This is a genomic window from Neobacillus vireti (assembly GCF_036962465.1).
GTDB lineage: Bacteria > Bacillota > Bacilli > Bacillales > Cytobacillaceae > Neobacillus > Neobacillus vireti_B.
Genome location: NZ_JBALNF010000030.1, coordinates 23,482 through 49,756, shown reverse-complemented (window position 1 = coordinate 49,756; position 26,275 = coordinate 23,482). Strand labels below are relative to the sequence as shown.

The 26,275-nt window shown below is 40.2% G+C and carries 22 protein-coding genes; 19 read left to right on the top strand and 3 right to left on the bottom strand.

Going from position 1 to position 26,275, the window contains the following annotated elements:
- Window positions 1-124 precede the first annotated feature (124 nt).
- A complete protein-coding gene (locus V7077_RS13260) occupies window positions 125-973 on the top strand; it encodes an MBL fold metallo-hydrolase (RefSeq protein WP_335502242.1) in 849 nt (282 codons plus the stop codon).
- Between the two features lie 150 nt (window positions 974-1,123).
- Complete coding sequence (locus V7077_RS13255; RefSeq protein ID WP_335502240.1) at window positions 1,124-2,041, top strand: ArsR/SmtB family transcription factor; 918 nt, start codon at window positions 1,124-1,126, stop codon at window positions 2,039-2,041.
- 72 nt (window positions 2,042-2,113) lie between these two features.
- Here the strand turns inward: V7077_RS13255 and V7077_RS13250 are convergent, their stop codons facing one another.
- Complete coding sequence (locus tag V7077_RS13250) at window positions 2,114-4,669, bottom strand: LamG-like jellyroll fold domain-containing protein (protein ID WP_335502238.1); 2,556 nt, start codon at window positions 4,667-4,669, stop codon at window positions 2,114-2,116.
- 321 nt (window positions 4,670-4,990) lie between these two features.
- On the opposite strand from V7077_RS13250, the gene V7077_RS13245 reads away from it, so the two are divergent.
- The 3 genes from V7077_RS13245 to V7077_RS13235 all read left to right on the top strand — a co-directional run bounded on the left by V7077_RS13245 (window position 4,991) and on the right by V7077_RS13235 (window position 7,194).
- Complete coding sequence (locus V7077_RS13245; protein WP_335502235.1) at window positions 4,991-5,932, top strand: family 43 glycosylhydrolase; 942 nt, start codon at window positions 4,991-4,993, stop codon at window positions 5,930-5,932.
- A gap of 147 nt (window positions 5,933-6,079) precedes the next feature.
- The gene (locus tag V7077_RS13240) at window positions 6,080-6,784 is read left to right on the top strand and encodes a DsbA family protein (RefSeq protein ID WP_335502233.1); all 705 of its coding nucleotides are present in this window, start codon (window positions 6,080-6,082) and stop codon (window positions 6,782-6,784) included.
- A 2-nt stretch (window positions 6,785-6,786) separates the two neighbouring features.
- Complete coding sequence (locus V7077_RS13235) at window positions 6,787-7,194, top strand: disulfide oxidoreductase (RefSeq protein ID WP_335502231.1); 408 nt, start codon at window positions 6,787-6,789, stop codon at window positions 7,192-7,194.
- A gap of 73 nt (window positions 7,195-7,267) precedes the next feature.
- On the opposite strand, the gene V7077_RS13230 is transcribed toward V7077_RS13235, so the two are convergent.
- Entirely contained in the window at window positions 7,268-7,357 is a 90-nt protein-coding gene (locus tag V7077_RS13230) for a YjcZ family sporulation protein (RefSeq protein WP_144566239.1), read from the bottom strand.
- A 232-nt stretch (window positions 7,358-7,589) separates the two neighbouring features.
- Between V7077_RS13230 and V7077_RS13225 the strand changes: the two genes are divergently transcribed.
- Window positions 7,590-7,868, top strand: a complete 279-nt coding sequence (locus tag V7077_RS13225; protein ID WP_335502227.1) for an AbrB/MazE/SpoVT family DNA-binding domain-containing protein — start codon at window positions 7,590-7,592, stop codon at window positions 7,866-7,868.
- A 75-nt stretch (window positions 7,869-7,943) separates the two neighbouring features.
- A complete protein-coding gene (locus V7077_RS13220) occupies window positions 7,944-9,623 on the top strand; it encodes an ABC1 kinase family protein (protein WP_335502225.1) in 1,680 nt (559 codons plus the stop codon).
- Between the two features lie 65 nt (window positions 9,624-9,688).
- Here the strand turns inward: V7077_RS13220 and V7077_RS13215 are convergent, their stop codons facing one another.
- Window positions 9,689-10,135 carry a Dps family protein gene (locus V7077_RS13215; RefSeq protein ID WP_335502223.1) on the bottom strand — a complete coding sequence of 149 codons (447 nt, stop codon included), beginning with the start codon at window positions 10,133-10,135 and terminating at the stop codon, window positions 9,689-9,691.
- A gap of 379 nt (window positions 10,136-10,514) precedes the next feature.
- On the opposite strand from V7077_RS13215, the gene V7077_RS13210 reads away from it, so the two are divergent.
- The 12 genes from V7077_RS13210 (at window position 10,515) to V7077_RS13155 (ending at window position 26,222) form a co-directional block, all read left to right on the top strand.
- The gene (locus tag V7077_RS13210) at window positions 10,515-11,111 is read left to right on the top strand and encodes a cell wall hydrolase (protein WP_335502221.1); all 597 of its coding nucleotides are present in this window, start codon (window positions 10,515-10,517) and stop codon (window positions 11,109-11,111) included.
- 345 nt (window positions 11,112-11,456) lie between these two features.
- A complete protein-coding gene (locus V7077_RS13205) occupies window positions 11,457-12,809 on the top strand; it encodes an APC family permease (protein WP_335502219.1) in 1,353 nt (450 codons plus the stop codon).
- 240 nt (window positions 12,810-13,049) lie between these two features.
- Window positions 13,050-14,333, top strand: a complete 1,284-nt coding sequence (locus V7077_RS13200; protein WP_335502469.1) for a Glu/Leu/Phe/Val family dehydrogenase — start codon at window positions 13,050-13,052, stop codon at window positions 14,331-14,333.
- 25 nt (window positions 14,334-14,358) lie between these two features.
- On the top strand, window positions 14,359-14,655 hold the full coding sequence (locus V7077_RS13195; RefSeq protein ID WP_335502218.1) for an SAV0927 family protein: 297 nt from the start codon (window positions 14,359-14,361) through the stop codon (window positions 14,653-14,655).
- 11 nt (window positions 14,656-14,666) lie between these two features.
- Window positions 14,667-14,915, top strand: a complete 249-nt coding sequence (locus V7077_RS13190) for a biotin/lipoyl-binding protein (RefSeq protein WP_335502216.1) — start codon at window positions 14,667-14,669, stop codon at window positions 14,913-14,915.
- A 103-nt stretch (window positions 14,916-15,018) separates the two neighbouring features.
- The gene (locus V7077_RS13185; protein ID WP_335502214.1) at window positions 15,019-17,142 is read left to right on the top strand and encodes a sigma 54-interacting transcriptional regulator; all 2,124 of its coding nucleotides are present in this window, start codon (window positions 15,019-15,021) and stop codon (window positions 17,140-17,142) included.
- 178 nt (window positions 17,143-17,320) lie between these two features.
- The gene (locus V7077_RS13180) at window positions 17,321-18,814 is read left to right on the top strand and encodes an aldehyde dehydrogenase family protein (RefSeq protein WP_335502212.1); all 1,494 of its coding nucleotides are present in this window, start codon (window positions 17,321-17,323) and stop codon (window positions 18,812-18,814) included.
- Window positions 18,815-18,869: 55 nt separating this feature from the next.
- Window positions 18,870-20,243 carry a putrescine aminotransferase gene (locus V7077_RS13175; protein ID WP_335502209.1) on the top strand — a complete coding sequence of 458 codons (1,374 nt, stop codon included), beginning with the start codon at window positions 18,870-18,872 and terminating at the stop codon, window positions 20,241-20,243.
- Between the two features lie 80 nt (window positions 20,244-20,323).
- Entirely contained in the window at window positions 20,324-21,694 is a 1,371-nt protein-coding gene (gene gabT / locus V7077_RS13170) for a 4-aminobutyrate--2-oxoglutarate transaminase (RefSeq protein WP_335502207.1), read from the top strand.
- A 40-nt stretch (window positions 21,695-21,734) separates the two neighbouring features.
- Window positions 21,735-23,156: an NAD-dependent succinate-semialdehyde dehydrogenase gene (locus V7077_RS13165; protein WP_335502466.1), complete on the top strand. Its 1,422-nt coding sequence runs from the start codon at window positions 21,735-21,737 to the stop codon at window positions 23,154-23,156.
- Between the two features lie 425 nt (window positions 23,157-23,581).
- Complete coding sequence (locus V7077_RS13160) at window positions 23,582-24,706, top strand: HAD family hydrolase (RefSeq protein ID WP_335502205.1); 1,125 nt, start codon at window positions 23,582-23,584, stop codon at window positions 24,704-24,706.
- Between the two features lie 220 nt (window positions 24,707-24,926).
- Window positions 24,927-26,222, top strand: a complete 1,296-nt coding sequence (locus V7077_RS13155) for a homoserine dehydrogenase (protein WP_335502203.1) — start codon at window positions 24,927-24,929, stop codon at window positions 26,220-26,222.
- Window positions 26,223-26,275: the final 53 nt, after the last annotated feature.

The following is a 26,275-nucleotide window of genomic DNA, read 5'->3' as shown; positions in this document are numbered from 1 at the left end:
GGAAAACTGTCCAATAGCAGGCTTTCTATTAGACAAAATCAATAGGCCCCCAAAGTAATTTGTCCAATAGAAGTGGACCTCTCAATTGAGCAACAAGACTAAAATAGGAAAAAAGGTGGAATCTATGACAGCCAATTATAAGAGTGAAGAAGAATTAATAAATGAGGTAAGGAAGACAAAGATTTATGGAGAATCTGTTTCCTTTTGGAATTTAGGACAGGCGGGAATCCTCCTAAAAGGAACAAAAGAGGATGGGCTTATTTGTATTGATCCTTATTTAAGCAGCAGTATTGAAGAAAGGGACCCGAAGACTGAATTCAAGAGAGCTTTTCCACCGGTTGTTGCCCCGGGAATGCTTCAAGATTTAGACGGTGTTTTAGTTACACATGGACACGATGATCATTTAGATCAATTAAGCATTAAAGAGATTGCAAGAGCGTCTGACTCCATGTTTGCAATCCCGGCACCGCTCATCTCGTTAGTCCAAGAACATGTAGAAAAGAAATATATACACTCCGCTAAAGATGGTGAATCATTTACCATTAAAGGCTTTACAATTACACCTATTCCTGCAGCCCATACGGAATATGAAAAAGATTCATTAGGGAACCATGCATTTTTAGGCTATTTGATAGAGGTTAACGGAATTCGTCTTTTTCACGGCGGGGATACAGTAGTTACACCTGAGTTGATTGAAAAAGTAAAAGCGTTTAGACCACATGTTGCTTTCTTGCCAATCAATGGGGGAGACTATTTCCGCACTGCACGGGGAATTGTCGGAAACATGAGTTTTAGAGAAGCAGCGGACCTTTCGGCAGCCGTTGGGGTAGATCTGATTGTTCCGATTCATTATGATCTGTTTCCAAATAACCGCGAGAACCCTGCTTATTTTGTCGATTACTTATTTCATCAATATCCTAACCAAAAATTCCACATGATGGTTCCGGGTGAACGATTTATTTATCATAAATAATTTTCAAAAAAGGGCATGCAGCCATTTGCATGCTTTTTTCATTAGACAAACTAAATAAATTTACAGTCCTGTATTGTAAGTATAGGAAATTAGTAGTAATGTTATAATTGTTAATAAATTTATTAATGATTATTAAGGTGGAAGAACTACATGAATTTAGATATATCGGAACAATCACTGCCTGTTTTCGAGGCCCTAGCCAGTAAGGTAAGAATGAAAATTATTCACCTTTTGGCGGAACAGCCTCGAAATGTAAAGGAACTCGCCCAAAGCTTAGAGCTCACCAGCGCAATCATGACCATGCATGTAAAGAAATTAGAGAAAGCGGGAATCATCCAGTCGGAATTAGTCTCTGGTAAAGGCGGATTGCAAAAAAAGTGCTATCTGGTAACTGAAAAAATGGAAATATTATTTCCTTCAAAGGAACGGGAACTAAAGAAATTTCACGAAACAGAAGTGTCAGTTGGTCACTATACTGATTTTTCCATCGAACCAACCTGTGGTATTGCAACCACGGATACGATTATTGGGGAATTTGATGATCCAAGATATTTTCTCTATCCTAACAGAATGAATGCTAAGATCTTGTGGTTTGGGAAAGGGTACGTGGAATATAAGCTGCCAAACTTTCTGCTGGGCAATCAAGAACCAAGCGAACTGGAAATATCTGTGGAGCTGTCTTCTGAGGCGCCATTTACGAATAGTAATTGGCCATCAGATATCCATTTTTACCTAAATAATGTCGTATTGGGTAAATGGACTAGTCCCGGAGATTTCGGCGATAGCAGGGGCAATTTCACACCTGACTGGTGGCCGAGTGAAGTCAATCAATATGGATTGCTTAAACGGCTCCGTATTACATCAGATGGTACCTATATTGATGGACTAAGGATTTCAGATGTTACTCTCGAGGATGTTGACATTCGTGAGAAGCAATGGACGTTTCGGATTGCCGTCCTTGAAGAAAGTCAAAATGTCGGCGGGGTCACCCTTTTTGGGACAGGCTTTGGGAATTATAACCAAGATATACTATTCCGCCTCTATTATAACGATAGTGAAATAAATTAAGAAGACTAGAAAAAATTTCAAACCAATAAAAAAATCGTATGGATATCGGATATCCATACGATTTTTTGTATCCTATTTTGCTAAGTTCGTTACTTGAGAAGGAGTAAGGGCGCCATTATATATTTTCAATTCATCCATTAAGCCTTTGAATGGAGGATCCCACCAGTTAACTCCCAAGCTGAAGCTGGCATTGTTTGTCGTAAAAATATTCGAGAAGTTGGTGCCTGTAAACTTTTCAACACCGTTCACATAAACCTTAATCGTCCCGTTATCAACCGTAAATGCTAAATGTGTCCATTCACCAGTCTTAATCGTTAAACCTGAAGAAGCGTCGTACCATTTGGCGCTGCCAGACCAGACCATCGTATTCCCGCCAACTGGACCATTTGGAACAAGGCTGACCCAGCTATTAGAGTTTGCAGCCCCAAAGAAGGTGGTTGTATACATGGTTAATTGTTCAGGTTTTAACCATAAAGATACAGAATATTGGTTGCTTGAAATTAATCCGTTTGGTAAACGAATACCTGAGGCACCATTAAAGACAGCCGCTTCGCCGCTTTTACCAGCAGCGTAAGAAATAGTCCCGCCCGTATTATCAATTCGATTACCAGTAATGCTTCCTGACCCAAATGTACCCGTTTTCTCATTCAGGTTATTTTCAAAGGAATATTGAGCGGCTAATCCAGCCTCTTGGTAAGGCAATACCTTAATCGTAAAGACTTTTTTGTCGGTTATATCTCCTTTGGTAATTGTTGCCGTAAGGGTAGCTGCCGCAGGTTCTGAACCAGCTTGCGGGCGAGTAATAACCCCAGTATTCGTTACAACATTTGCATTTGTAGTTTCCCAAGAAATCGTTGTATGGCGAGTACCTTCGGTTGGGAGTGATAAATTGGAAATTACATTTTCTGTATCACCGAGATTTAGGTCACCCACAACATCTGCTACTACTTCCTGATCAGTTTTATCTGCTAGTTTACTTCCCCAAACCGAAATACCTTCATTTGAAAGGGCTGTAAATGTCATTACATTACTTTTTGAAACAGGATCCCATTCTCTAACGAATACTCCGTTATAAGTATGTCCATCAACAGTTATTGCCGCTTGATTATGGCTGGTTTTCTTCCAAGTACCAGTTACATCGCCAGTAATTGTACCATCCTCATTTAATCGAATGTAAACAGATTTATTAATTGCAGCCGAATAATCTTTTCCTTGGTTAATAAATAGATAATCGCCAATTAGGTCTTGTCTATTTACCTTGTCTAACGTTTCACCTGTATAGCGATACGGTGCAACCACTGGCCAGCCGTCGTTATTCATAAACATTTGGTGAACACGAACTTCATGATACTCTCCTGATTGTGGAAACCGGCTATGGAAAACCAAAAATTGCTGCCCCGTTTTTGGATCTAAGTAAACAGAGTTGTGTCCTGGAGAAAGATAGCCTACACCAATTCCTGTACCAGGGTCGCCCACTTTTCGTTCAAACAAGAAGTTGCCCATGATTTTATTTCCATAAGGAGTATTGGCGACATCACTTGGTAAAACAGCATTTTGACCTGAAGCATCCAAATAAGGGCCATCTGGGCTCTTAGAGCGGAACTGTCTCATGTTATAGCCTCCGTCAGCCCCTAACCATCCATACGTGACATATAAATAATAGTAGCCAGTGCTCTTATCATAAATCACATAAGGTCCTTCGCCGGATTTGTAATATCCGCCGGCAATTTTTGTTCCAAAATAACGGTCAACCAGACGACCGTCTACGGTTTTTCCATCCTTGCCAGGATAAATCGCTTTCCCTGTTTTTTCATCAATCTGCAGGACATAAATGCCGCCAGACCAAGAACCATAAGTCATCCACAGTTTTCCCTCTTTATCATAGAAGACAGTGGAGTCAATTGCATTTGGGAAATTGTAATTATTGAAAGAGCCATCCCTATTAAACCAACCATCTCTTGGACCTTCTAACGTACCGTTATCTACAAGTGGCCCGATGTTTGTATTGGTCCATTTCTTATTAACAGTACTGTTAGCGTCCTTCGCGTCATTTTTTGTGAAACCGGAATATACGATAGTGTCAACATATTTATAAGGACCTTCAATATTTTGTGATACGGCAAAACCAATCGCAGAACGGATATACGTAGAGGAGGCACTATAATAAATCATATAGGCACCTTTTGTTCCATCAGCATTGACATAGTTTTTGTTATAGAAAACATCCGGAGCCCAAACGGCAAAGCCGCCTTTACTATCAGAATCGTTTTCACCGGCCCATTTAAAAGAACCAGCAAGATTCTTTGATAAATCACCATATATCGCATTATTAGGTGTTGTATACCCATTCGTAAAAGTTTGCCAGTGAATCAAATCAGTTGATTTGGCAGCCTCAATGTGAGAACCGAACACATAGAACGTGTCACCATCTTTTACAATTGATGGGTCATGGACAGATACATTTTGAAAATTTGGATCTACACCTGGATAGTTAAGGTTTGGTTTATTGCTGTTTTCACTAGGCTGGGGACCGGAAAGATTTGTATCCTCCCCAAATACAGCACTTGGGATAATCACTAGGAGCGTTAGGAACATGAATGCAAACTTTTGAAATATGCGTTTACTCATCAGAATTTCTCCTCTCTTTATGTAACTTAAAGAAAAACAAATCCGCGCTTCTGAAATCACCACCTAATAGACTTTTATTTATACGCTTTCAAAATTAATATTAACAAAAATATTAATAAATTAATAGTATTATAAACTAATAAAAAACTCATGGGTAATTTGACTTATTCCGAATAAACAGAGGGAGAAATCCATTTATTGTAAACTAATAAAAGTAATAGAAAAACACATAATGAGCTCTTCTTTTTATAAAGTTAATTTGTTAATATTATTATTAATTTAGTAATTTAATTATTAATAATTAAGAGAGGGGAAAATACCATGACTAAAACAGAACACTTTGACAGCGTTAACTTTTATGAAATAGATTGGAAATTGCAAGGGGATTTATGGGCACATGATCCGGTCATAGCAAAGGAAGATTCACGTTGGTATATCTTTCATACAGGCAGCGGCATTCAAATGAAAACCTCTGAGGATGGTGTGAAATGGAAACAAGTTGGTCCTATTTTTACTTCTTTACCAGAGTGGTCAAAAGAGTTTGTACCGGAAAAAGATGAAGATAGTATTTGGGCACCGGACATTTATTTTCATAATGGGGTGTATTATATCTACTACTCTGTATCTACCTTTGGGAAAAATACTTCTGCGATTGGTTTGGTCACCAATACAACGCTTAATCCTGATAACCCGGCTTACGAGTGGAAGGACAGGGGACACGTGATCCATTCTACAGAAGCGGATGACTATAATGCCATTGATGCTAATTTAATCTTTGACGAAAATGGGCAGCCGTGGTTGAATTTTGGCTCCTTTTGGTCTGGAATTAAAATGATTAAATTAGATCCTGATACGATGAAGCCGGCTGAAAATGCAGAACTACTCTCCATTTCTAGCAGAGCGGAACAGCCTAATACCATTGAAGCTCCGTTTATTGTCTATCGAGAAGGGTATTACTATCAGTTTGTATCATTTGATTTTTGCTGCCGCGGCATTGAAAGTACCTACAAAATTGTGGTTGGCAGAGCAAAGGAGATTACGGGACCTTATTTGGATAAAGACGGCGTATCGATGATGGAAGGGGGCGGAACGTTGATTGATGCAGGAGATGAGCGCTGGATAGGTCCAGGTCATTGTGCTGTTTACTTTTCCGGGGACTCCAGCCTGCTTGTAAATCATGCATACGACGCCTTGAAAAAAGGCAAGCCCACCTTGCAAATTAGACCATTATATTGGGGAGAAGATGGTTGGCCGCATATTTAAGTCGTTCATAAAGTGGAAAAACTCACAAAATTATCTTTTTGTTGAGTTTTTCTTTGATTTTTAATGGTCTCAATTCCTTTTATTTATCAATTTAGTTTAGTAAAATTTAAAGGTAAAAGTAATTGTGATAAATAAAGGAGTTAAAATATGGAAAATAAGAAGAACAACCAAAAAAGTGGAAGTAATTCATCAGCGAAGTTCACCTTTTGGGTAATTGGATTAGTGGTAGTCTGTATTGCCGCGTTTATATTTTTTGGGAATCATAACAAAAAACAAGAGACAACCGCAGCAAATAAGATTGATTATTCCAATCAGCCCTTTTTAGGAGAAAAGACAGCACCTGTGTCGATTATCGAATTTGGCGACTATAAATGTCCTAATTGCAAGAACTTCGCGACCAATGTAGTACCTGTGATAGAAAAAGAGTTGGTTGACACAGGAAAAGCTAAATTTTATTTTATGAATGATTCGTTTATTAATACAGATTCAATTCGCTCAGCTAAATTTGCTGAATCGGTTTTTAAGGAATTAGGAAATGAAACATTTTGGAAATTTCATGAGCTTCTATATCAAAAACAACCAACAGAATCTAAATATGAGAAAATGGATGTTTTTACAGAAGATTTCTTAACGAATACGTTAAAAGAAGTTGCCAGTGATCAAGAAGTTGATAAGGTTGTGAAAAACTTCCAATCGAAAGACAGTGAGGCTGCCTGGAATAAAGATATGGACTATGCTGAAAAATTGGGTGTAACCGGGACACCGACCATTTTTGTGGACGGGCAGATGTTTAAAGGTCAAACCATCGATGATTTAAAGAAAATGGTCGAAGAAGCAGCGAAGGGGAAATAGAAATGAATAAGCCTTTACTTCTATCCTGGGTCGCTGCCCTCATTGCCACACTAGGCAGCTTATATTTTAGTGAAGTCATGCACTTCATCCCTTGTATGCTTTGCTGGTACCAAAGAATCTTTATGTATCCGTTAGCCATTATTTTGGGCATCGCCTTTTACCGTAATGACCAAGGAATTTACCGGTATGTTCTTCCACTTTCCATTGTGGGGATGCTTATTTCAGGATATCATACGCTATTGCAAAAGCTCCCGTATCTACAGCAATTCGAAATGTGTACAACCGGTGTACCCTGTTCCAAGGATTATATAAACTGGCTTGGGTTTATTACCATTCCGTTGTTAGCGTTTATTGCTTTTACGATCATAACGGTCAGCTTATTAATTCTTGCTCGCAGGAAAAGAGCTTAATGGAATAATAAAAAAAGGAGCGAAAAAATTATTTTTTTTCGCTCCTTTTTTCTAAGAAGCTTTTAATCAAAAATTAGTACATCCAAGATGCACCGATGATGATTAAAAGAATGAACAATACAACGATTAACGCGAAGTTATTGTTTCTGCCATCGTATCCCATAGTAATTCCACCTCCTTTGTTTGATATATAATAATTTATGAACGAGCTTTCTAAGGTGAAAGGGACAAGTGCTTATAAATTAGAAAAAATTCAATCTTACTTTTAAAAAGAGGTCCTGTGTCAGCGTTGCAGGACCTTTTTGACCGCCATAAAATCGCCATATGTATATTGTGTGAAATGTATAGGTGGTACGAAAAGTATGATGTATCCTACAAAGGAGAGGTGAGTGATCATGATGAATCATGGGAAAATTTTTGGAACAACTAGTATGGGCGAAAGAGGCCAGGTTGTTATCCCATCAGAAGCACGCGAGGAATTAGGGATTAAATCTGGAGAGAAATTTGTGGTCTTTGGTGATGCTAGGAAAGGTACTGTTATCCTCGTTAAATCAGAAATTATGAATAAGTTTGCTAATTTCTTTTTTAACAAGTCGAAAAGATTTGAGAAAATAGCCAAAGAGATTTTTGAAAAGACTGAAGCAGAAGTTGAAGAAGAGGAAAAGGAAGAATAGTGTTATTTCATTTATAAGACGTCAGAATACCACGCAGGCTTGTCCCGTGGGCAGAAATGGAAGGGGAGGACAAGAATGCGTGAGTTCATGCGCTTACTGTTCAACAAAAGATTTAGGAACACCTTTTTTATGTTCGTTGGGTTCTTTATGCAATTTTGGTGGCTGGGGAAAACAAAGAAATTTTTACATAAACAGACCTCTGCTAAAAGATACAAGGCGGTCTATAAATCACAAGCGGCCAAATTTGCTAAAACTGCCGTTGAAATGGGCGGATTAATTATTAAGCTAGGGCAATTTGTCAGCTCAAGGGTGGATATTTTACCCAAAGAATATACAGATATTCTTGCACAACTCCAAGATTCCGTTGCACCAGTGCCGGCTCATTTAGCAGTCAGCCGGATTGAAGCCGAATTGTCAGGAACCGTTTTAAACCTATTTACCTCGTTTACTCAAGAACCGGTTGCGGCGGCATCACTTGGTCAAGTGCACCGAGCTGTTCTGAAAAACGGTGAAGACGTTGCCGTAAAAGTAATGCGCCCGGGTATTGAAGAGATTGTAGCTTTAGACCTGGCCACATTGAAGGTTTTGACCACCCTGGCCGGTCGTTTTACAAAAGTCGGCAGATTTGTCGATTTAAAAGATGTTTATCAAGAGTTTGATGAGGTCATTACCGAGGAATTGGATTATCAAAAGGAAGCAAAAAATCTCGAGGACTTTCAAGCATCCTTCCATGAGTTTCCCGGTGTTACGACTCCGAAGGTTTATTGGGAGCTGACAACAAGTAAAGTACTTGTTATGGAGTTCATTGAAGGTGTAAAAATCAATGAAATTCCTCGACTAGAGGAAACTTCCATTAATAAGAAAAAATTAGCATCGATTTTGTATCTGTCTTATTTAAAACAGCTGTTAGAAGACGGTGTCTTTCATGCCGATCCCCATCCGGGAAACCTGTTGGTAAAACAGGATGGTACACTTTGTTTTATTGACTTTGGGATGGTCGGAACCATTTCAAATCAGATGAAGGAAAGTATGGTCAAGCTGGCGATGTCAATTTATCTGAAGGACGCAGGCGGGATGGTTGAGGCTTTTAATGAGCTTGGATTTTTAAGAAAGAATGCAGATAAAGGTGTATTAGCAAAGAATGTAAGAGTCATTCTCTCGGTTTTTTCTGATGGAAGTTTTAATTTTGATAAGATTAATAATGAGAGCTTCCTTGAAGAGTTACGCGAATTTTTATATGAGCAGCCGTTTCAAATTCCTTCTCGAATGACATTTTTAGGCAAGGCTATTATGACCGTTTTTAGTATTTGTAATGGCCTGGATAAGGATTTTGATATTGTTGCGAATACAAAACCATATGTGGAAGATATAATGGATAGTACTCGTGCTAATCCTGCTAAAGATACGGTTATCGACCAAGTGAAAAACACACTCTTTCAGGTTATCCCAACTACCCGTAAGCTATTTACGCTGGTTGAGCAGTTTGAAGCGGGTGAAATTCGGATTCAGCCATCAAAATCGTTTGAAAAACAAATACTCAATCATCAGGCAGGACAAACGAGGAAAATCGTGTTGGCTGTGTTGGGGACGGGTGTATTAATTGCCGGTTCACAGATCAACATGCAAAATGAGACAGCAGGACTTATTATGATGGTAGGCGGCGGGTTATTTACCCTGTTACAGGTTAGTAAAAGACCTTCTCCACGGCGAAGAAGGGCACATCCGAGACCTCCGTTTATCGGGGGGGAAAATTAGTGTCTCTGCCTGCAACTATTATGAAAAAGCAAAAAGTCCAACAACTTATCGTTGGACTTTTTGCTTTACAGGGATTTACCAAGAAATGCTGACAGCATCCATACATGTTTTTCTAATCCGGAATGAATAGCAAGCAGCATATCGCCGGTTGTTTCGTCATCTACTTCCTCTGAAAGGCTCATGCCTTCCTTCAGTTCTCCAATGACAATCGAGAAGTCATTGATCACCGATTGAACCATTTCATCTGCGGTTTCACTGCCAGATGCTTCGCGGATGGAAGAAAGTTCCAAACATTCTTTCATTGTTGCAACCGGATTACCTCCAATCGCCAGTAGACGCTCTGCTAATTCATCAACATGAAGGCCTGCTTCATTATAGAACTCTTCAAATTTAGCATGCAGGGTAAAAAACTGACCGCCCTTTACGTACCAATGATAGTTATGTAACTTCATATACAGAACAGACCAATTCGCAATTTGCTTATTAAGTACACTAACCAACTGATTTTCCATGATAGTATATCCTCCTTCAAATTAGCTTCTATCTTATTATTACCAAAGAATTGAAAGGAAATCCTGTTGATTTTAAGGGATTTGATGGCAATTTAGTGAAGAATTTGCTTTAAAATGTTTTCGCTGCGAGTATTTAAGTTTAAATTTGGATTGTTACAGTGTTGAAACCTTTTGTAAAAATAGAACAATAATTTTCCCCCAAATGATATTTATGGAAATGATAGGCTGATGGATAATTTTAACTGATAGTAGATTAGTGGTTTGATAGCAATGGCTAAGAAACCTCAGCGTGAATTGCTAAATTTTGGACGATGAATAGAAGTATTACATCTGATAGCCTAATAGTAGACAAACGAACGACTACTAGGAGGTAATAAATATGAAGAAGTTAAAAAAACTAATAGTAGCCGCTGGATTAATGTTTTCCATTTCAGCATTTACTTTAACAAATCAAACCGAAGCAGCGACAACCACTCACAAAATCCAATATGGAGAAACCTATTGGAAGATCGCAAAGGGGTTCGGTGTACCCGTTAACAGCTTAATGGCGACAAATAAATCGGTTCCTCTTTATGCTGGCAGAAATATGTTAATACCGAATTCTCCTTACACGGCAGCTGAGAAAGACTTGATGGCTCGTCTTGTGCGTGCTGAGGCAGTTGGCGAACCGTATGCAGGAAAAGTTGCTGTTGCCACTGTTATTCTTAATAGAGTAAGAAGTGCGGATTTTCCCAATACTGTAAAGGGTGTAATCTATCAAGTTGCATATGGACATTATGCCTTTACTCCTGTAGAAAACGGACAAATTAATCAGCCAGCTGATGCTGCTTCTAAACGAGCGGTTAATGAAGCAATCGCTCTAACTGGAAAAGGAAATGGATCTTTATACTTCTACAATCCTAAGACGTCAACAAGCTCATGGATTACATCACGTCCTGTAACAGTTACGATTGGAAATCACAGATTCGCACGATAATTAGTATCTCAAACAAAAAATCTAATATACACAAAAAGCAGCAGAATTCATTAATTGGATTTTGCTGTTTTTTTATTTATGCAATACGGGTTAAGTTATGCAAAACTACATAAATTCACGATTATTTTTAAGAACATAATCAACTTAAATCGTCATTCTTATAAAAAGAAAAGTTGGCACAATAATTGCATTATTCTAAATAATAGGTAATTTATTTAAAATGACAGGAGGGAAAGAAAAACGGAAGAATATTGGACCCCAAAGTCCATTATATGGATAAATAAAACACCTTAAATGGATGAATTACTTGTAAGAAATTAAGAATGAAAAGGAGAGTTGATAAAATTGGAGAATACCACTCTTAAACGGTCACTTGGATTATGGGCAATTGTCATGCTTGGACTTGGGTATATGACACCAACGATTGTGTTTGATACATTTGGAATCGTGTCTGACGAGACGAATGGCGTTGTTCCTCTTGCGTATCTTGCAGCATTGGTTGTGATGTTATTTACAGCGATTAGTTACGGTAAAATGGTAAGCGTTTTCCCCAGTGCTGGTTCTGCCTATACGTATACACGGGAAACCATGAGCCCTCATCTCGGTTTTCTGGTGGGCTGGGCGGCATTACTTGATTATATCCTGCTTCCAATGGTAAATGCATTAATCATTCGAATTTATATGGTATCCGTGTTCCCCAATGTTCCCGCATGGATTTGGGTTGTCGTTTATGTGGCAAGCGTTACAGCTCTCAATGCCTGGAGCATGGGCAAAACCTCTAGTTTAAATTCCTTGCTGGTCATATTTGAAGTGGTCTTAATTGCTGCCTTTATTGTATTAGCCTTCATTCAACTTTCCAAAGGGATGGGGCAAGGGACTATTTTAACCAGCCAGCCATTATTCCATTCTAATATCCACCTTGGTGCCGTACTAACGGGAGCAACCGTGGTTTGTTTCTCCTTTATTGGATTTGACGCAGTAACCATGTATGCAGAGGAGGCGATTGATCAAAAGATCATGCCGAGAGCGATCATGATGACCGTCTTTATCGGTGGGGCAATCTTTTTCGTTTGTAGTTATTTTGCCCAAGCCTTATTCCCCGATGTTTCAGGTTTCAAGGTTACCGATGATACTCTGCCGGAAATAGGCTTATATGTCGGTGGAACCTTCTTTAAGCTAATCTTCCTTTCCGGTGCTTTTGCGGCAACAGTAGCTTCGGGACTTGCTTCGCATGCAAGTGTATCCAGGCTTTTATATGTAATGGGCCGAAACGGTGTCTTGCCGAAAAAAGCTTTTGGCTATGTCCACCCAAAATTCCGAACCCCTGTTTTTAATGTCATTCTTGTCGGGGTAGTTTCGTTACTGGCCATTGCTCCTAGCCTGGAATTAATTTCTTCCTTTATTAATTTTGGTGCTTTAATTGCGTTTACCTTTGTTAACCTATCCGTAATTGCTCACTTTATCTTCAAACACAAGCGATATAAAACAGCAAAAGATATTTTTTCTTACCTAATCATGCCCATCCTTGGGGCGGGATTAACAGGAATCTTGTGGTATAACTTGCAAGCGGATGCACTTATTGGCGGGCTTGTTTGGATAGGGATTGGAATTGTTTATATGCTCTTCCAGACACGATTCTTTACGATTAAGATTGCCGATTTAAATTTAGATGAGGCTGAAAGAACGTCTTCCTTATAATATCGATACATTCGTCACTCAGTAATTAAAAAAAATCCGTCACTAAACGCATTCCATTCACGAATGCGTTTTTTATTAGATCACCGCTTCTCCAATTATGCAAAAAGGAATAATCCAATCATATTTTCATAAAACCAGGGGCCATAATTTTAAAAAAGCTCAAGGGAGCGCTTAAGTGAAGTTGGCACGAAAATTGCTATTAGAATAATAACCATAAAAAAATGAGGTGTTAAAGTGTCAATCGAATCCATAGAGGTTAAAAAGAATGAGGCAGGTAAGGAAAAGGATAATTCCTTGATTGAGTTCCAGGAGACGCTTAAGGAAGCGGTTAACATTCTAAATTATCCAGCACAGGTATTTGAGTTATTAAAGAAGCCGATGCGCTTTTTAGAGGTAAGTATCCCTGTTCGCATGGATAACGGAAATACAGAAATTTTCCAAGGTTATCGTGCCCAGCATAATGATGCCCCCGGGCCGACAAAAGGCGGGATCCGTTTTCATCCGGACGTAACACCGGAAGAGGTGAAGGCTCTAGCAGGCTGGATGAGTTTAAAATGCGGTATAACCGGTCTTCCTTACGGTGGTGCTAAAGGCGGCATTGTCTGCGATCCTCGTCATATGAGTTTAGATGAATTAGAACGCCTGAGCAGAGGCTATGTTAGGGCGGTAAGCCAAATAGTTGGGCCGACAAAAGATATTCCCGCACCTGATATGTATACCAATTCTCAAATTATGGCTTGGATGCTAGATGAATATGATCATATTCGTGAATTTGATTCTCCAGGATTTATAACCGGGAAACCAATTGCCTTAGGAGGGTCAATTGGAAGGGAAACAGCAACATCAAAAGGTGTTTTATATACACTTCAAATGGTCTGTGAATTGAAGAAGCTGCAATTAAAGGACACCCGTATCATTATCCAGGGCTTTGGGAATGTCGGCAGCTATCTTGCGAAGTATCTATATGATTTAGGTGTTAAGGTAATCGGGATAAGTGATGTTTTAGGCGGGGTATATGACGAAAATGGTTTAGATATTCCTTATTTGCTGGGAAGAAGGGACTCGTTTGGAATCGTATCTAATCAATTTGACTGCTCGATTACTAACCAGGAATTACTCGAGAAAGATTGTGATATTTTGATACCGGCTGCCATCTCAGGCGTGATTAACAAAAACAATGCCAGTAAATTAAATTGTCAAATTGTCATCGAGGCTGCAAATGGTCCAACAACCAAAGAGGCATTAAAAATCCTGGATCATCGGGACATTCTTGTTGTCCCAGACATTCTGGCCAACTCGGGTGGTGTGATTGTCTCCTATTTCGAATGGTGCCAGAATAATCAAGGTTACTATTGGACTGATGATATGGTAGATTCACGTCTAAAGGAAAAAATCACGGCCAGTTTTTTAAATGTATACAACACGTCAAAAAAATATAGCGTCAATATGAAAATAGCCGCCTATATTGAAGGCATTCAACGGTTAGCGGAATCATCCAGGCTCAGAGGCTGGCTAAAATATTAATTACCGAACATCGGGAGGGATTTTTATGAAAATTGATATCTTATCGGAACAAAAGGAAAATCAACTATTGCACTATTTTTGTTTAATTACGAATCATCATCGCTATGATTTAACGATTGGCCACTCGAGTTATTTTTATGGTAAAGCGATGGTCACCTCGCTCCAGTCGGGTAATATGGTCCTCCTCTGTCAAGAGGATACCCACCAAGAACAGCATTGGGCGGAGCGCCTGGGAATTGAAGAAGAAGATATTGCAGAATTGCAGAATTTCTTCAGCCTAGTTTTACAGACACAGCCTTTTCAGGAACAATATATCGATTAGGAGTGAAAGACATGTATTTTGGATTAGTTCTAAGTCCGTGTTATGGAAAGGTGGAAAGGGTTTCGGTCAAAGATGAAGCAAGAATTTATGAATGGGAACCGTTATTCATGATCAAAACAGAAACAGGCTATTTAGAAACCATCCAAACTGGTGTCAGTGGTAAAATCGAATCCTTAGAGGTCCAGGAGGGTGATGAAGTGATACCCGGGATGGTGCTGGCTTATATTAAAGAAGATATGTTTGTCACGGGCAGTGATTAAAACGCTAAAAAGAAGATGTGGTGATTCCGCATCTTCTTTTTTAAGATAAATTGTGAATAAAATGGTAGTATGATAGTAAGAAGGAGAATAAGGGGGCTTCGTGATGTTTTCCGTGGCAAAAGAAAAGATCAAACCAATCGTATCAGTCGCAGTAGATGAAAGTGAGGGAGTTTTTCGAGCAACTTTAAGTAAACTGAAAGAGCCCTTTTTATTTCTAAAAAAGCACAATCAACTTTTTGCCTATGTACACCTTGACAGCCAGGAAAGAGAATCGGCATCTGTTGAAGTTTTACTTGAACGTGCGAAACCGATGGATAGTATCTGTCACCTTAGTGAACAAGTTTCCCTGCCTGTTTTGTTTCAAATTATTGGTGAACCCTTTGCCATTATCAGAGGGGCCGATGGCAAGCCAGCAGGTTACATACAGCGAGAAGATGTCCTCGCAGAGCTCTTTAAACAGGAAAATAAAAGTGTCGATTTATTAAAAATAATTCTTACCTCGATTCCAATGGGGATTTTCGTTTTAGATAAAGAAAAAACGATTATTAATTGTAATGATGCCGGTCTAAAAATGATTAAATCTACAGCTGAAAAGGTGTTGAATTTCCCGGCAGAAACTATTTTTAGCAAGGAACGCATTCAGCAAGTCTTTTCAACTGGCAAGACGCTGCTAAACCATCTTGAAATAACGAATGAGATGGGGGTCCTTGTTGATTATAGTCCAATCTTAAACTTTGACCATGAGGTGGAAGGCGTCATTATTGTGGTTCAGGATCTTCCTATGGTAGAAGAGATGGCAATGGAAATAGAACATATAAAGGATCTTAATAAGGACTTAAATGCGATTCTGTCCAGTATTTATGATGAAATTCTTGTAGTCAACGCCAAAGGAGAACTAATCCGTTTTAGTGAAAATATCATACACGATTTCTGGAACGTAGATTTAAAGGAATTAATTGGTAAAAACATCTTGGAACTAGAGGACCGGGGCCTGTTCACTCCATCGGTTACCAGGTTGGTCATTGAAAAGAAGAAAAAGGTCTCTGTTGTTCAAGAAACACTTAATGGCCGGAAAATCTTAGCGGTTGGGAATCCAGTCTTTACGGAACAAAATGAACTGGATCGGATTATTGTAGCATCAAGAGATATTACAGAGACAAGCAGATTAAAGAGTGAACTGCAGGAAATGCGGAAAATATCAGAGAAGTATAAGAAGGAATTAGATGATTTTAGGACCAAGGATCGCTTTTTGAAAAAACTCATTTATTGCAGTCCAAAAATGGAAAAAATCATGCATCAGGTAAAAAAAATTGCGGATTTTTCGTCGACTGTCCTTCTCCACGGGGAATCAGGAGTGGGAAAAGAGGTTATTGCACAGGCCATACATCAATTAGGCAAACGTGCCGATCAGCCTTTCCTAAAGTTAAATTGTGGAGCGATTCCGGATAATCTGCTCGAAAGTGAATTGTTCGGCTATGCAAAAGGGGCATTTACGGGAGCTGATAAGAACGGGAAGGATGGATATTTTAAACAGGCTGACGGCGGGATTTTATTCCTTGATGAAATCGGCGAGATGCCGCTCCACCTTCAAGTCAAGTTGTTACGGGTTCTTCAGGAACATGAGGTGATTCCAATTGGAAGTACCCTGCCGATAAAGGTGGATGTCCAAATCATTGCCGCCACAAATAAAAACCTTGCCAAGATGGTCGATGATGGTACCTTCCGGGAAGATTTATATTATCGGTTAAATGTAATTCCACTGAATATCCCGCCATTAAGGGAAAGAACTGAGGATATCTCGCTGTTAGCGTTTCATTTCCTTCAGCAATTAAATGAAAAATATGAACGTAATTATCATCTGACCCCTGATGCAATTAATGTGCTTGAATTTTATTCATGGCCGGGTAATGTAAGGGAACTGCAAAATATTATTGAAAGATTAGTAGTGACCGCTGATCATTCTGCAATTGACGCCGAGTTTGTCGGTCAATTTTTATCACTTGGATATGAACATAAAAAAATGAAGCCTGTGATTACTCGGGTGATTCCATTACAGGACGCTATTGATTATGTAGAGGAACAGTTGATTGTCATGGCGATGAATCAGTACAAGACCACCACGAAAGCGGCCAAAGCCTTGGGAATTAGTCAATCTTCTGTCAGCCGTAAGTATCAAAAAATAATAACCGAAAAAAAAGGTAAAATAGAAGACTATTCATCTCTTTAAATTTAAGCTGATTCAGACAATAATCTGGATCAGCTTTTTTTATTCAGATTGAAATAGGTTTATGCAAAATTGAATAACCTAAGCGATTTTTTGAAAAAAGGGGATAGCATTAGCAGCGTTTATTTGTTGGCACGCTTCTTGCAGTATGTATAGTGAGGGTAAAAAAGGAGGAAATAAAATGGTCGAAGTAAAAAACCAAGTAGTAAACCTGAAGATGTATATTGATGGTGAGTGGAAAGAGGCGGAAAATCAACAAACACGACTAGTTTACAATCCTGCCAATGGAGAAATCATCGCCAAAGCACCTGAAGGGACTATTACTGATGCCCGCGCTGCCATTGATGCCGCCCGCAAAGCTTTTGATACGGGTGTTTGGTCGGGGATTTCAGCTCAGGAAAGAGCTTCTTATTTATTAAAAATTGCCGATAAAATTGATAGCTATGCAGAGGAATTAACAGAGCTGGAGACCATGGATAATGGTAAACCATTGCGAGAGGCAGGCTTTGATGTGGCCGATGCGGCAGCTTGTTTCCGCTATTATGCAGGCTTGATTACAAAACCTGATGGCCAGACCTATCATGTTGCCGACCCGATGCAGGCGATGGTAGTCCGGGAACCTGTCGGAGTTTGCGGTTTAATTGTACCGTGGAATTATCCTTTGTTAATGAGTGTTTGGAAAATAGCCCCTGCCTTAGCGGCAGGAAATACCATTGTCTTTAAACCGTCCGAAGTCACCCCGGTTACACCACAAAAACTATTTGAAATCTTTGAAGAAGTGGGTCTGCCAAAAGGGGCAGCGAATATGGTCATGGGAGCAGGAGCTGTTGTCGGAAATGAAATTGTTTCCCACCCCGATGTAGATATGGTTTCATTTACAGGCGGTACCAAAACAGGAAAGCACATCATGAAGACAGCAGCTGACACCATGAAAAAGGTATCACTGGAGTTAGGTGGGAAATCGCCCAATATTATTTTTGCTGATTCTGATTTTGAAACAGCGGTGGATTATGCCTTATTTGGTATATATGCCGGGTCAGGCCAAGTTTGTTCCGCAGGCTCAAGGATTCTCGTGGAAGAAAGTATTTATGATCAATTTGTAGCCCGCTTCGTCGAAAGGGCACGAAAAATTAAAGTAGGTCCTGGAAATGATCCTTCCACAGAAATGGGGCCGCTTGTCAGTGCAGACCACCTTGAGAAAATTCTTTATTATATAGAACTCGGAAAGCAGGAGGGGGCAACAGTGGCCTGCGGTGGAAATAGGATTGTTACTGCTGGCTTGGAAAAGGGCTACTTTGTTGAACCAACGGTTTTTGTCAATGTTGAGCAAGAGATGAGAATCGTTCAAGAGGAGATTTTTGGACCCGTTGTAGTCATTCAAAAATTTAAGGATGAAGAAGAAGCGATTAAATTGGCTAATGGCACTATTTATGGCTTAGCTGGCGGTGTATTTACAAAGGATGGTGCTAAAGGACTAAGGGTGATTAAGAAGCTCCGTGCCGGGATTACCTGGATAAACTCTTATCATCCAACTTATAATGAGGCTCCTTGGGGCGGTTATAAGCAAAGTGGTATTGGCCGCAGCCTTGGAACATTTGGACTTGAAGAATTCCAAGAAATCAAACAGATAAATATTAATCTGCAGGTAGAACCGGTCGGCTGGTTTTCAAATTGACCTGTATTTGAACAATAAACTAGGATAAAAACATCAAAAAGGGAGGAAGTATTTTATGAGTATTAATTATGAGCAGGAGTTAAAAAGTAAGCAAAATGAACAGGTGTCTGAATATATTAATAAGGTTCTAGATTTAATAGAAAAAGAGGAAATTAATGAAGAAGAAGCAGCTTGGATCACAAAAGAAACGGTCGATGGATTTCGTGAACATGTAAATCCAGGTTTCCTTGCCTACCGGAAAACTGTTACAAAGGACGGCCAATTTGCCGCGGTGGAATGGTCTGATAATGGTTCCTGTTTTAAGGACGTCAATGGCAAGGAATATATTGATTGTCTAGGCGGCTTTGGTATCTACAATGTCGGACATCGTAATCCTAAAGTTTTGAAAGCGGTAACCGATCAGCTGAAACGTCAGGCTCTGCACAGCCAGGACCTGCTAGATCCGCTTCGTGCCATGCTCGCGAAAATTTTAGCTGACATTACACCAGGCGATTTAAAATATGCTTTCTTTACCAACAGTGGGACAGAGAGTGTGGAGGCGGCCTTAAAACTTGCCAAAATGTACAGTGAACGGACTACCTTCATTTCCACTACACGGGCGTTCCATGGAAAAAGCTTAGGATCATTATCAGGGACAGCAAAGGGCATGTTCCGTAAACCGTTTTTACCATTGATTCCAGGCTTTCGGCATGTACCATTCGGCGATATCGACATGATGCGAAAAACCTTTGAAGTATGTGCTTCAGTCGGAGAAGATGTGGCTGCCGTCATTTTAGAGCCGATTCAAGGTGAAGGGGGAATCATCCTTCCGCCGGAAAATTATCTCAAACAAGTCCGCGAGCTATGTGACCAATACGGCTCCTTGTTGATTTTTGATGAGGTGCAGACAGGAATGGGAAGGACAGGAAAAATGTTTGCCGCAGAGTTATATGAGGTGGTACCGGATATTATTTGTCTTGCTAAAGCCTTTGGCGGAGGGGTTATGCCTGCAGGGGCGATCGTTGCTAGAGAAGAAGTCTTTAAAAGCTGGTTCCCAAATCCATTCATGCACACAACTACCTTCGGTGGAAACCCGTTAGCCTGTGCAGCCGCAATTGCAACGATTGGTGTGTTGATTGAAGAAAAACTTCCTGAACGGGCTGCCGAAGTCGGTGAATATTTCCTCAAAGAATTAAAACAAGCAGCCAAGGGTCATGAGGATCAGGTTCAGGAAATTCGTGGTCAAGGTTTGATGATTGGCATCGAATTCCATCAGGATGAAATTGGTTATGAGGTTTCTAAAGGAATGTTTGATAGGGGAATTCTCGTGGCGGGTACCTTGATCAACTCAAAAACGATTCGAATCGAGCCTGCATTAACAATTAGTTATGAAGAGGTTGATCGAGTTGTCAGAAATTTTAAAGAAGTGTTAGAGCATGTAAAGGGATAATTGCTTTTTATATAGAAATGAACAAGGGGGGGATTATTTTTCTCCCCTGGGTGTTATTTTTTAAAAAGGAGGAGTAGGGATTGGAAAGGAAATTTGTCAGGCTCCAAACAGAAATACCCGGACCAAAATCGAGAGAAATCTTGGAGCGAAGAAATAAATTTGTTCCAAGAGGGATCAGTAACAACTGCCAATCGTTTGTGAAAAAAGCAGAGGGAGCACTGGTCGAGGATGTCGATGGCAATCATTATATTGATTTTGCCGGTGCAATCGGGACGCTGAATGTCGGCCATTCACATCCGAGAGTGGTTAAAGCCTTGCAGGAACAAGCAAGCCAATTTATCCATACCGGTTTTAATGTGATGATGTATGAATCCTATATAAATTTAGCAGAGCGGCTTTGTGCGCTGGCCCCAGGTCAGTTTGATAAACAGGCCGCTTTCTTTAACAGCGGTGCGGAAGCCGTTGAAAATGCCGTTAAAATTGCCCGCAAGTATACAAAACGTCAAGGAATTGTGTCGTTTACAAGGGGATTCCATGGCAGAACGTTAATGACAATGACGATGACAAGCAAGGTCAAGCCTTATAAATTTGACTTTGGTCCATTTGCCCCGGAAGTATATAAGGCGCCATATCCATATGTATACCACCGTCCTGAAGGAATGACTGAACAGCAATATAGCGGCATGATCATTGAGCAGTTTGAACAGTTTTTAGTGGCAGAAGTCGCTCCAGAAACAATTGCAGCCGTGGTGATGGAGCCTGTGCAGGGAGAGGGCGGCTTTATCGTGCCCGATAAGGCCTTTGTAAAACGGGTAAGAGAGATCTGTTCACAGTATGGAATTTTGTTTATTGCCGATGAAATTCAAACAGGCTTTGCAAGAACAGGAAAATATTTCGCGATTGAACATTTTGAGGTCGTCCCTGACTTAATTACCATTTCAAAATCGATGGGGGCAGGAGTTCCGATCTCAGGTGTCATCGGCAGGGCGGAAATCATGAATACCCCTGGAATTGGCGAGATCGGCGGAACCTACGCTGGGAGCCCGCTGGGATGCCAGGCAGCTCTGACAGTTTTAGATATTATTGAGGATGAGCAATTGAATGATCGAGCGCAAGTAATTGGCGAACGAGTAATTGAAAAAATGCAGCTCCTAGCCGATCGCTTTGAAGGGATTGGCGATGTCCGTGGCCTTGGGGCAATGTGTGCGATGGAAATCGTCAAGGATCGTAAGTCCAAAATACCTGATAAAGAGGCAGTAGGAAAAATGGTCAAAGAGGCAGCAAAACGTGGTCTTATGCTGTTAAGTGCTGGTATCTACAGCAATGTCATTAGGCTGCTTATGCCGATCACCATCACGGATGAGCAGCTTGAGGAAGGATTACAAATACTTGAAGAAGCCGTCGAAGCAGTCTATCAAAATAATCAAGCCTTATCTGTTGGAGGTGAATAATAATATGGATGTACTTAAGCAGAATTATCAAATTTACCCGATGTATGTGAATGGTGAATGGGTGGGTAATGACTACGAGGTATTTACGGATATCATCAACCCAGCTACGAAGGAAGTGATTGGTGCTGTTCCAACAGGCGGCGCCTACGAAGCGAAACAGGCTGTTGATGCAGCCCATAAAGCCTTTAAAAATTGGTCAAAGCGGACAGCAGAAGAACGATATCAGCTTTTGATGAAATGGTTCTATTTAATTGATAAAAATAAAGAAGAACTTGCTAGAATTATGACCATTGAGCAAGGGAAGCCATTAAAGGAAGCCTTAGGTGAAGTTTCATATGCTAATGGCTTTATCTCCTGGTATGCCGAGGAGGCAAAGAGGGTCTATGGTGAGACCATCCCGGCATCTAGTCCAAATAAAAGAATACTAGTAAGAAAAGAACCAGTTGGCGTCATTGCGGCGATTACCCCGTGGAATTTTCCGGCGGCGATGATTACAAGAAAAGTAGCTCCGGCTCTTGCAGCAGGGTGTACAGCTGTCGTGAAGCCGGCTAACCAAACACCACTTACAGCGTTAAAAATGGCGGAGTTGGCACATGAGGCCGGAATACCAGCAGGAGTAATTAACGTCATTACTGGACGATCTTCGGAAATTGGCGATATATGGTTAAAAGACCCCCGCGTAACGAAAATAACGTTTACCGGATCGACAGAGGTTGGAAAGACGTTAATGCGCGGGGCTGCTGAGAATGTAAAAAAAGTTTCGTTAGAGCTTGGCGGAAATGCTCCATTTATCGTGATGGATGATGCGAACCTAGCGAAGGCTGCCAGCGGCCTTGTTCAATCAAAATTCCGCAATGCCGGTCAAACCTGTATTTGTACCAACCGGGTCTATGTACAGGAAAGTGTTGCGGACGAATTCATTAAGCTCTTTCAAGCCGAATTAGAAAAGCTTAAAGTCGGTAATGGACTTGAAGAGGATACAGATATCGGTCCGTTAATTGATAAATCAGCTTATAAAAAAGTAGAGTCATTGGTTCATGATGCCGTTAAAAAAGGCGGTAAGGTTACTTATAGCGGACTTAAGCCAGTAGAGGAAAAGGGTTATTTCTATGCCCCGACGATTCTTACCGATATCCATGATGATATGGAATGTATGAGGGAGGAAATTTTTGGTCCGCTTGCGCCGATTTCGACCTTCAAAACGGAAGAGGAAGTGATTGAACGGGCCAACAATTCCTGTTACGGATTGGCTGCGTATGTCTATACAGAAAATTTAAGCCGCTCTTTTCGGATTACGGAGCAACTGGAGTATGGAATTATCGGTTTAAATGATGCCCTGCCATCAGTAGTTCAAGCTCCGTTTGGCGGCTATAAAGAAAGCGGTCTTGGACGTGAAGGCGGACATTACGGAATTGAGGAGTTTTTAGAAGTAAAGTATATTTCGATTGGATTGGATATCTAATAAAAACCAAGTTTTAAAGCTTGCCGTACGCTGGGTGACTGAGCGCACGGCATTTTTTACTTTCGAGGGCGATTTGGAGGATGGTTACCAATTTTTGTAGAATTAGTTTGGGAATTCGTAGAATTGTGTGGGAGTTTCGTAGAAATCGCCTTCAATTTTGTAGAAAAGAAACGCATTTACGTAGAATTCGGAACCTCAATTCCGCCTGGTCTTAACTTATTAACAAAAATTTGCTGTTTATTAACAAAATATAGATTATATTAACAAAAAAATAGCTTTATTAACAAAATCCTTAAACTTATTAACAAATTCATCGATGATGCCCCTTGTTTTTTTAATAATAGTAGTCAAATACTTCAAAATACAACGCCCGCTGTGGTACGATAACGTATAAAAGTTAACCAAGAAACAAGGGGGTTGGGAATTTGATTAACACCGTATTATTTGATGTAGATGGGGTGCTTTTGAGTGAAGAGCACTATTTTGATGCATCTGCCCTAACTGTATGGGAAATGCTGATTAGCAGCAATTATCTAGCACTCGCACCGCAACAATTTACAACCGAATATACCGAAGCGGACATCAGCCACATCAGGGAAAATGTCTTCCAGAACGACCAGGTCCTTAAATTTATGAAATCGCGAGGGTTAAACGCAAACTGGGATATGATCTACCTTTCCTTCGGCCATCAGCTCATCCACCTCCTCTCGCAAATTAAAGAGGATGAAGCTGCAAAAATAACCCAATGGCTAACAAAGCCAATCAACTATGAAACCTTACGGGATATAGGCACGGTATTAAGTCAGTATCAAGTAGAATTGGATTTTAGTTTGTTCGTAGACGAATTCTCCAGGTCAGATAAGACAAAGCAGGAATTGTTTGAATACTTAAATGTACTAGCCAAAGAGAAGCTAGACGTAGATACTTCGATCTTTCGAAAAGGGGAGCTTTGGTCCATCTGTGAGCATGTATCACAAGAGTGGTATGTAGGCGACGAAAATGTCCTAGCTTCAACCGGAAGACCATCAGTCCAAACCGGTAAAAAGGGATTCCTTGCCAATGAAACAACCCTTGCTCCAGCACAAGAAATAGCCACTTTATTTCAGCAGCTTTCCTCATCTGGAATCACGATTGGAATTGGTACAGGAAGACCGGAGTTAGAAACAATCCAGCCTTTTTACCATTTAGATTGGCTGAAATACTTTGATGAAAAACGAATTATAACGGCGGATGAAGTCTCCAAGGCGGAACAAGAGATAACAGACCCCAAATCCCTATCAAAGCCGCATCCTTTCACCTACATCATGGGGCTAAAAGGAAAAGGAACCTCTGCATTGGACTGCATAAATGCAACTTTGCCCATTCATAATGGGGAAGAAATATTGGTGGTCGGAGATTCGTTGGCAGACCTGCTTGCGGCAAGGCAGCTTGGCTGTCAATTTGCAGCCGTCTTAACAGGTCTTTCCGGGAAAGATGCACGAGCTGATTTTGAACAGCATAAAGCAGATTATATTCTAGACACAGTCCTCGATATCAAAACTATATTATAAAACACAAAAGGGAGTGGCAAGCGCCACTCCCTTATTGATACTTAACTATTCAGAAAAATTTTGCAACTTTGGAACAAACCATTTACAACGAGGAAAGAAGCGGTTACAGTTAAATAAATAAAAAATAAATCTATTGTAAAAAAATAAAGAGAGTCATATAATGTCTACAATAGAAAAACAATTGTACGCTTCAGGTAGACAGTAGTGGGAGGAGAATAACATGGAAGCAATCTCGATTGGTCTCTTAGGGTTAGGTACGGTCGGTTCAGGTGTTGTACAAATTATTAAAAATCACCAAGATAAATTAATTCACCAAGTGGGGTGTCCGGTTGTCATAAAAAAAATTCTTGTACAAGACGTACATAAAAGCAGACCGGTTCATGTTGATCCCGATCTATTAACATCTAATTCGGATGAAATCCTTTTCGATCAGGATATTGACGTAGTAATAGAGGTAATGGGTGGAGTCCATGAAACAAAAGATTATTTAATCACCGCACTAAGACAAGGAAAGCATGTTGTTACGGCGAATAAGGATTTAATGGCCCTGCATGGGTCAGAATTGTTGACTGTCGCTTCAGAACATGGCTGTGATTTATATTATGAAGCAAGTGTGGCTGGAGGAATTCCAATCCTACGCGGGCTGGTTGATGGTCTTGCTTCTGATCGAATTACGCAAATGATGGGGATTGTCAACGGTACAACCAATTATATTTTAACCAAAATGAGTGATGAAGGCCGCTCCTATGAAGAAGTATTAAAGGAGGCACAAGAACTTGGCTTTGCCGAATCTGATCCAACTTCTGATGTAGAAGGATTAGATGCAGCCAGGAAAATGACCATTCTTGCAACCCTTGGTTTCTCGATGCATATTGACTTAGACGACGTGAAGGTCAGCGGTATTTCTAACGTGACAGAGGAAGACTTACGTTACGGGAAACAATTAGGCTATACGATGAAGCTAATTGGATTTGCTCACAGGGACGGAGAAAAGGTGGAAGTAAGTGTCGCCCCTACCTTTTTATCTAATAATCACCCGCTTGCGTCTGTGCAGAATGAATATAATGCTGTTTATGTATATGGGGAAGCCGTGGGTGAAACAATGTTCTATGGACCTGGAGCGGGAAGCCTGCCGACAGCTACTTCGATTGTTTCAGATTTGGTCGGTGTCATTAAGAATTTACGACTCGGTGTAAATGGCAGGAGTGCCGTCTCTCCGCAATATCCTAAAAAGCTTAAGGAAAATAAAGAGAAATTTTCTAAATACTTTTTACGGATTCATGTGCAGGATGAGGTTGGCGTATTTGCCGATATTACCGCTATATTCGCCAAATACGGTGTAAGCTTTGAAAAAATTCTTCAGCTTCCAATTAAGAAACATGAAACATCTGAAATTGTTCTGGTGACACACAAGGCTTCGTTAACAAATTACGATAAAATTCTGCTAGAATTATATGATCTACATGCAGTTAAAGAAATCAAAAGTGCCTATAGAGTGGTAAGAAAATCACTCTAATTGGGCAAGTCTAATGAATAGAAATTTTACCAACCCAACTCCCTCATCCTTAA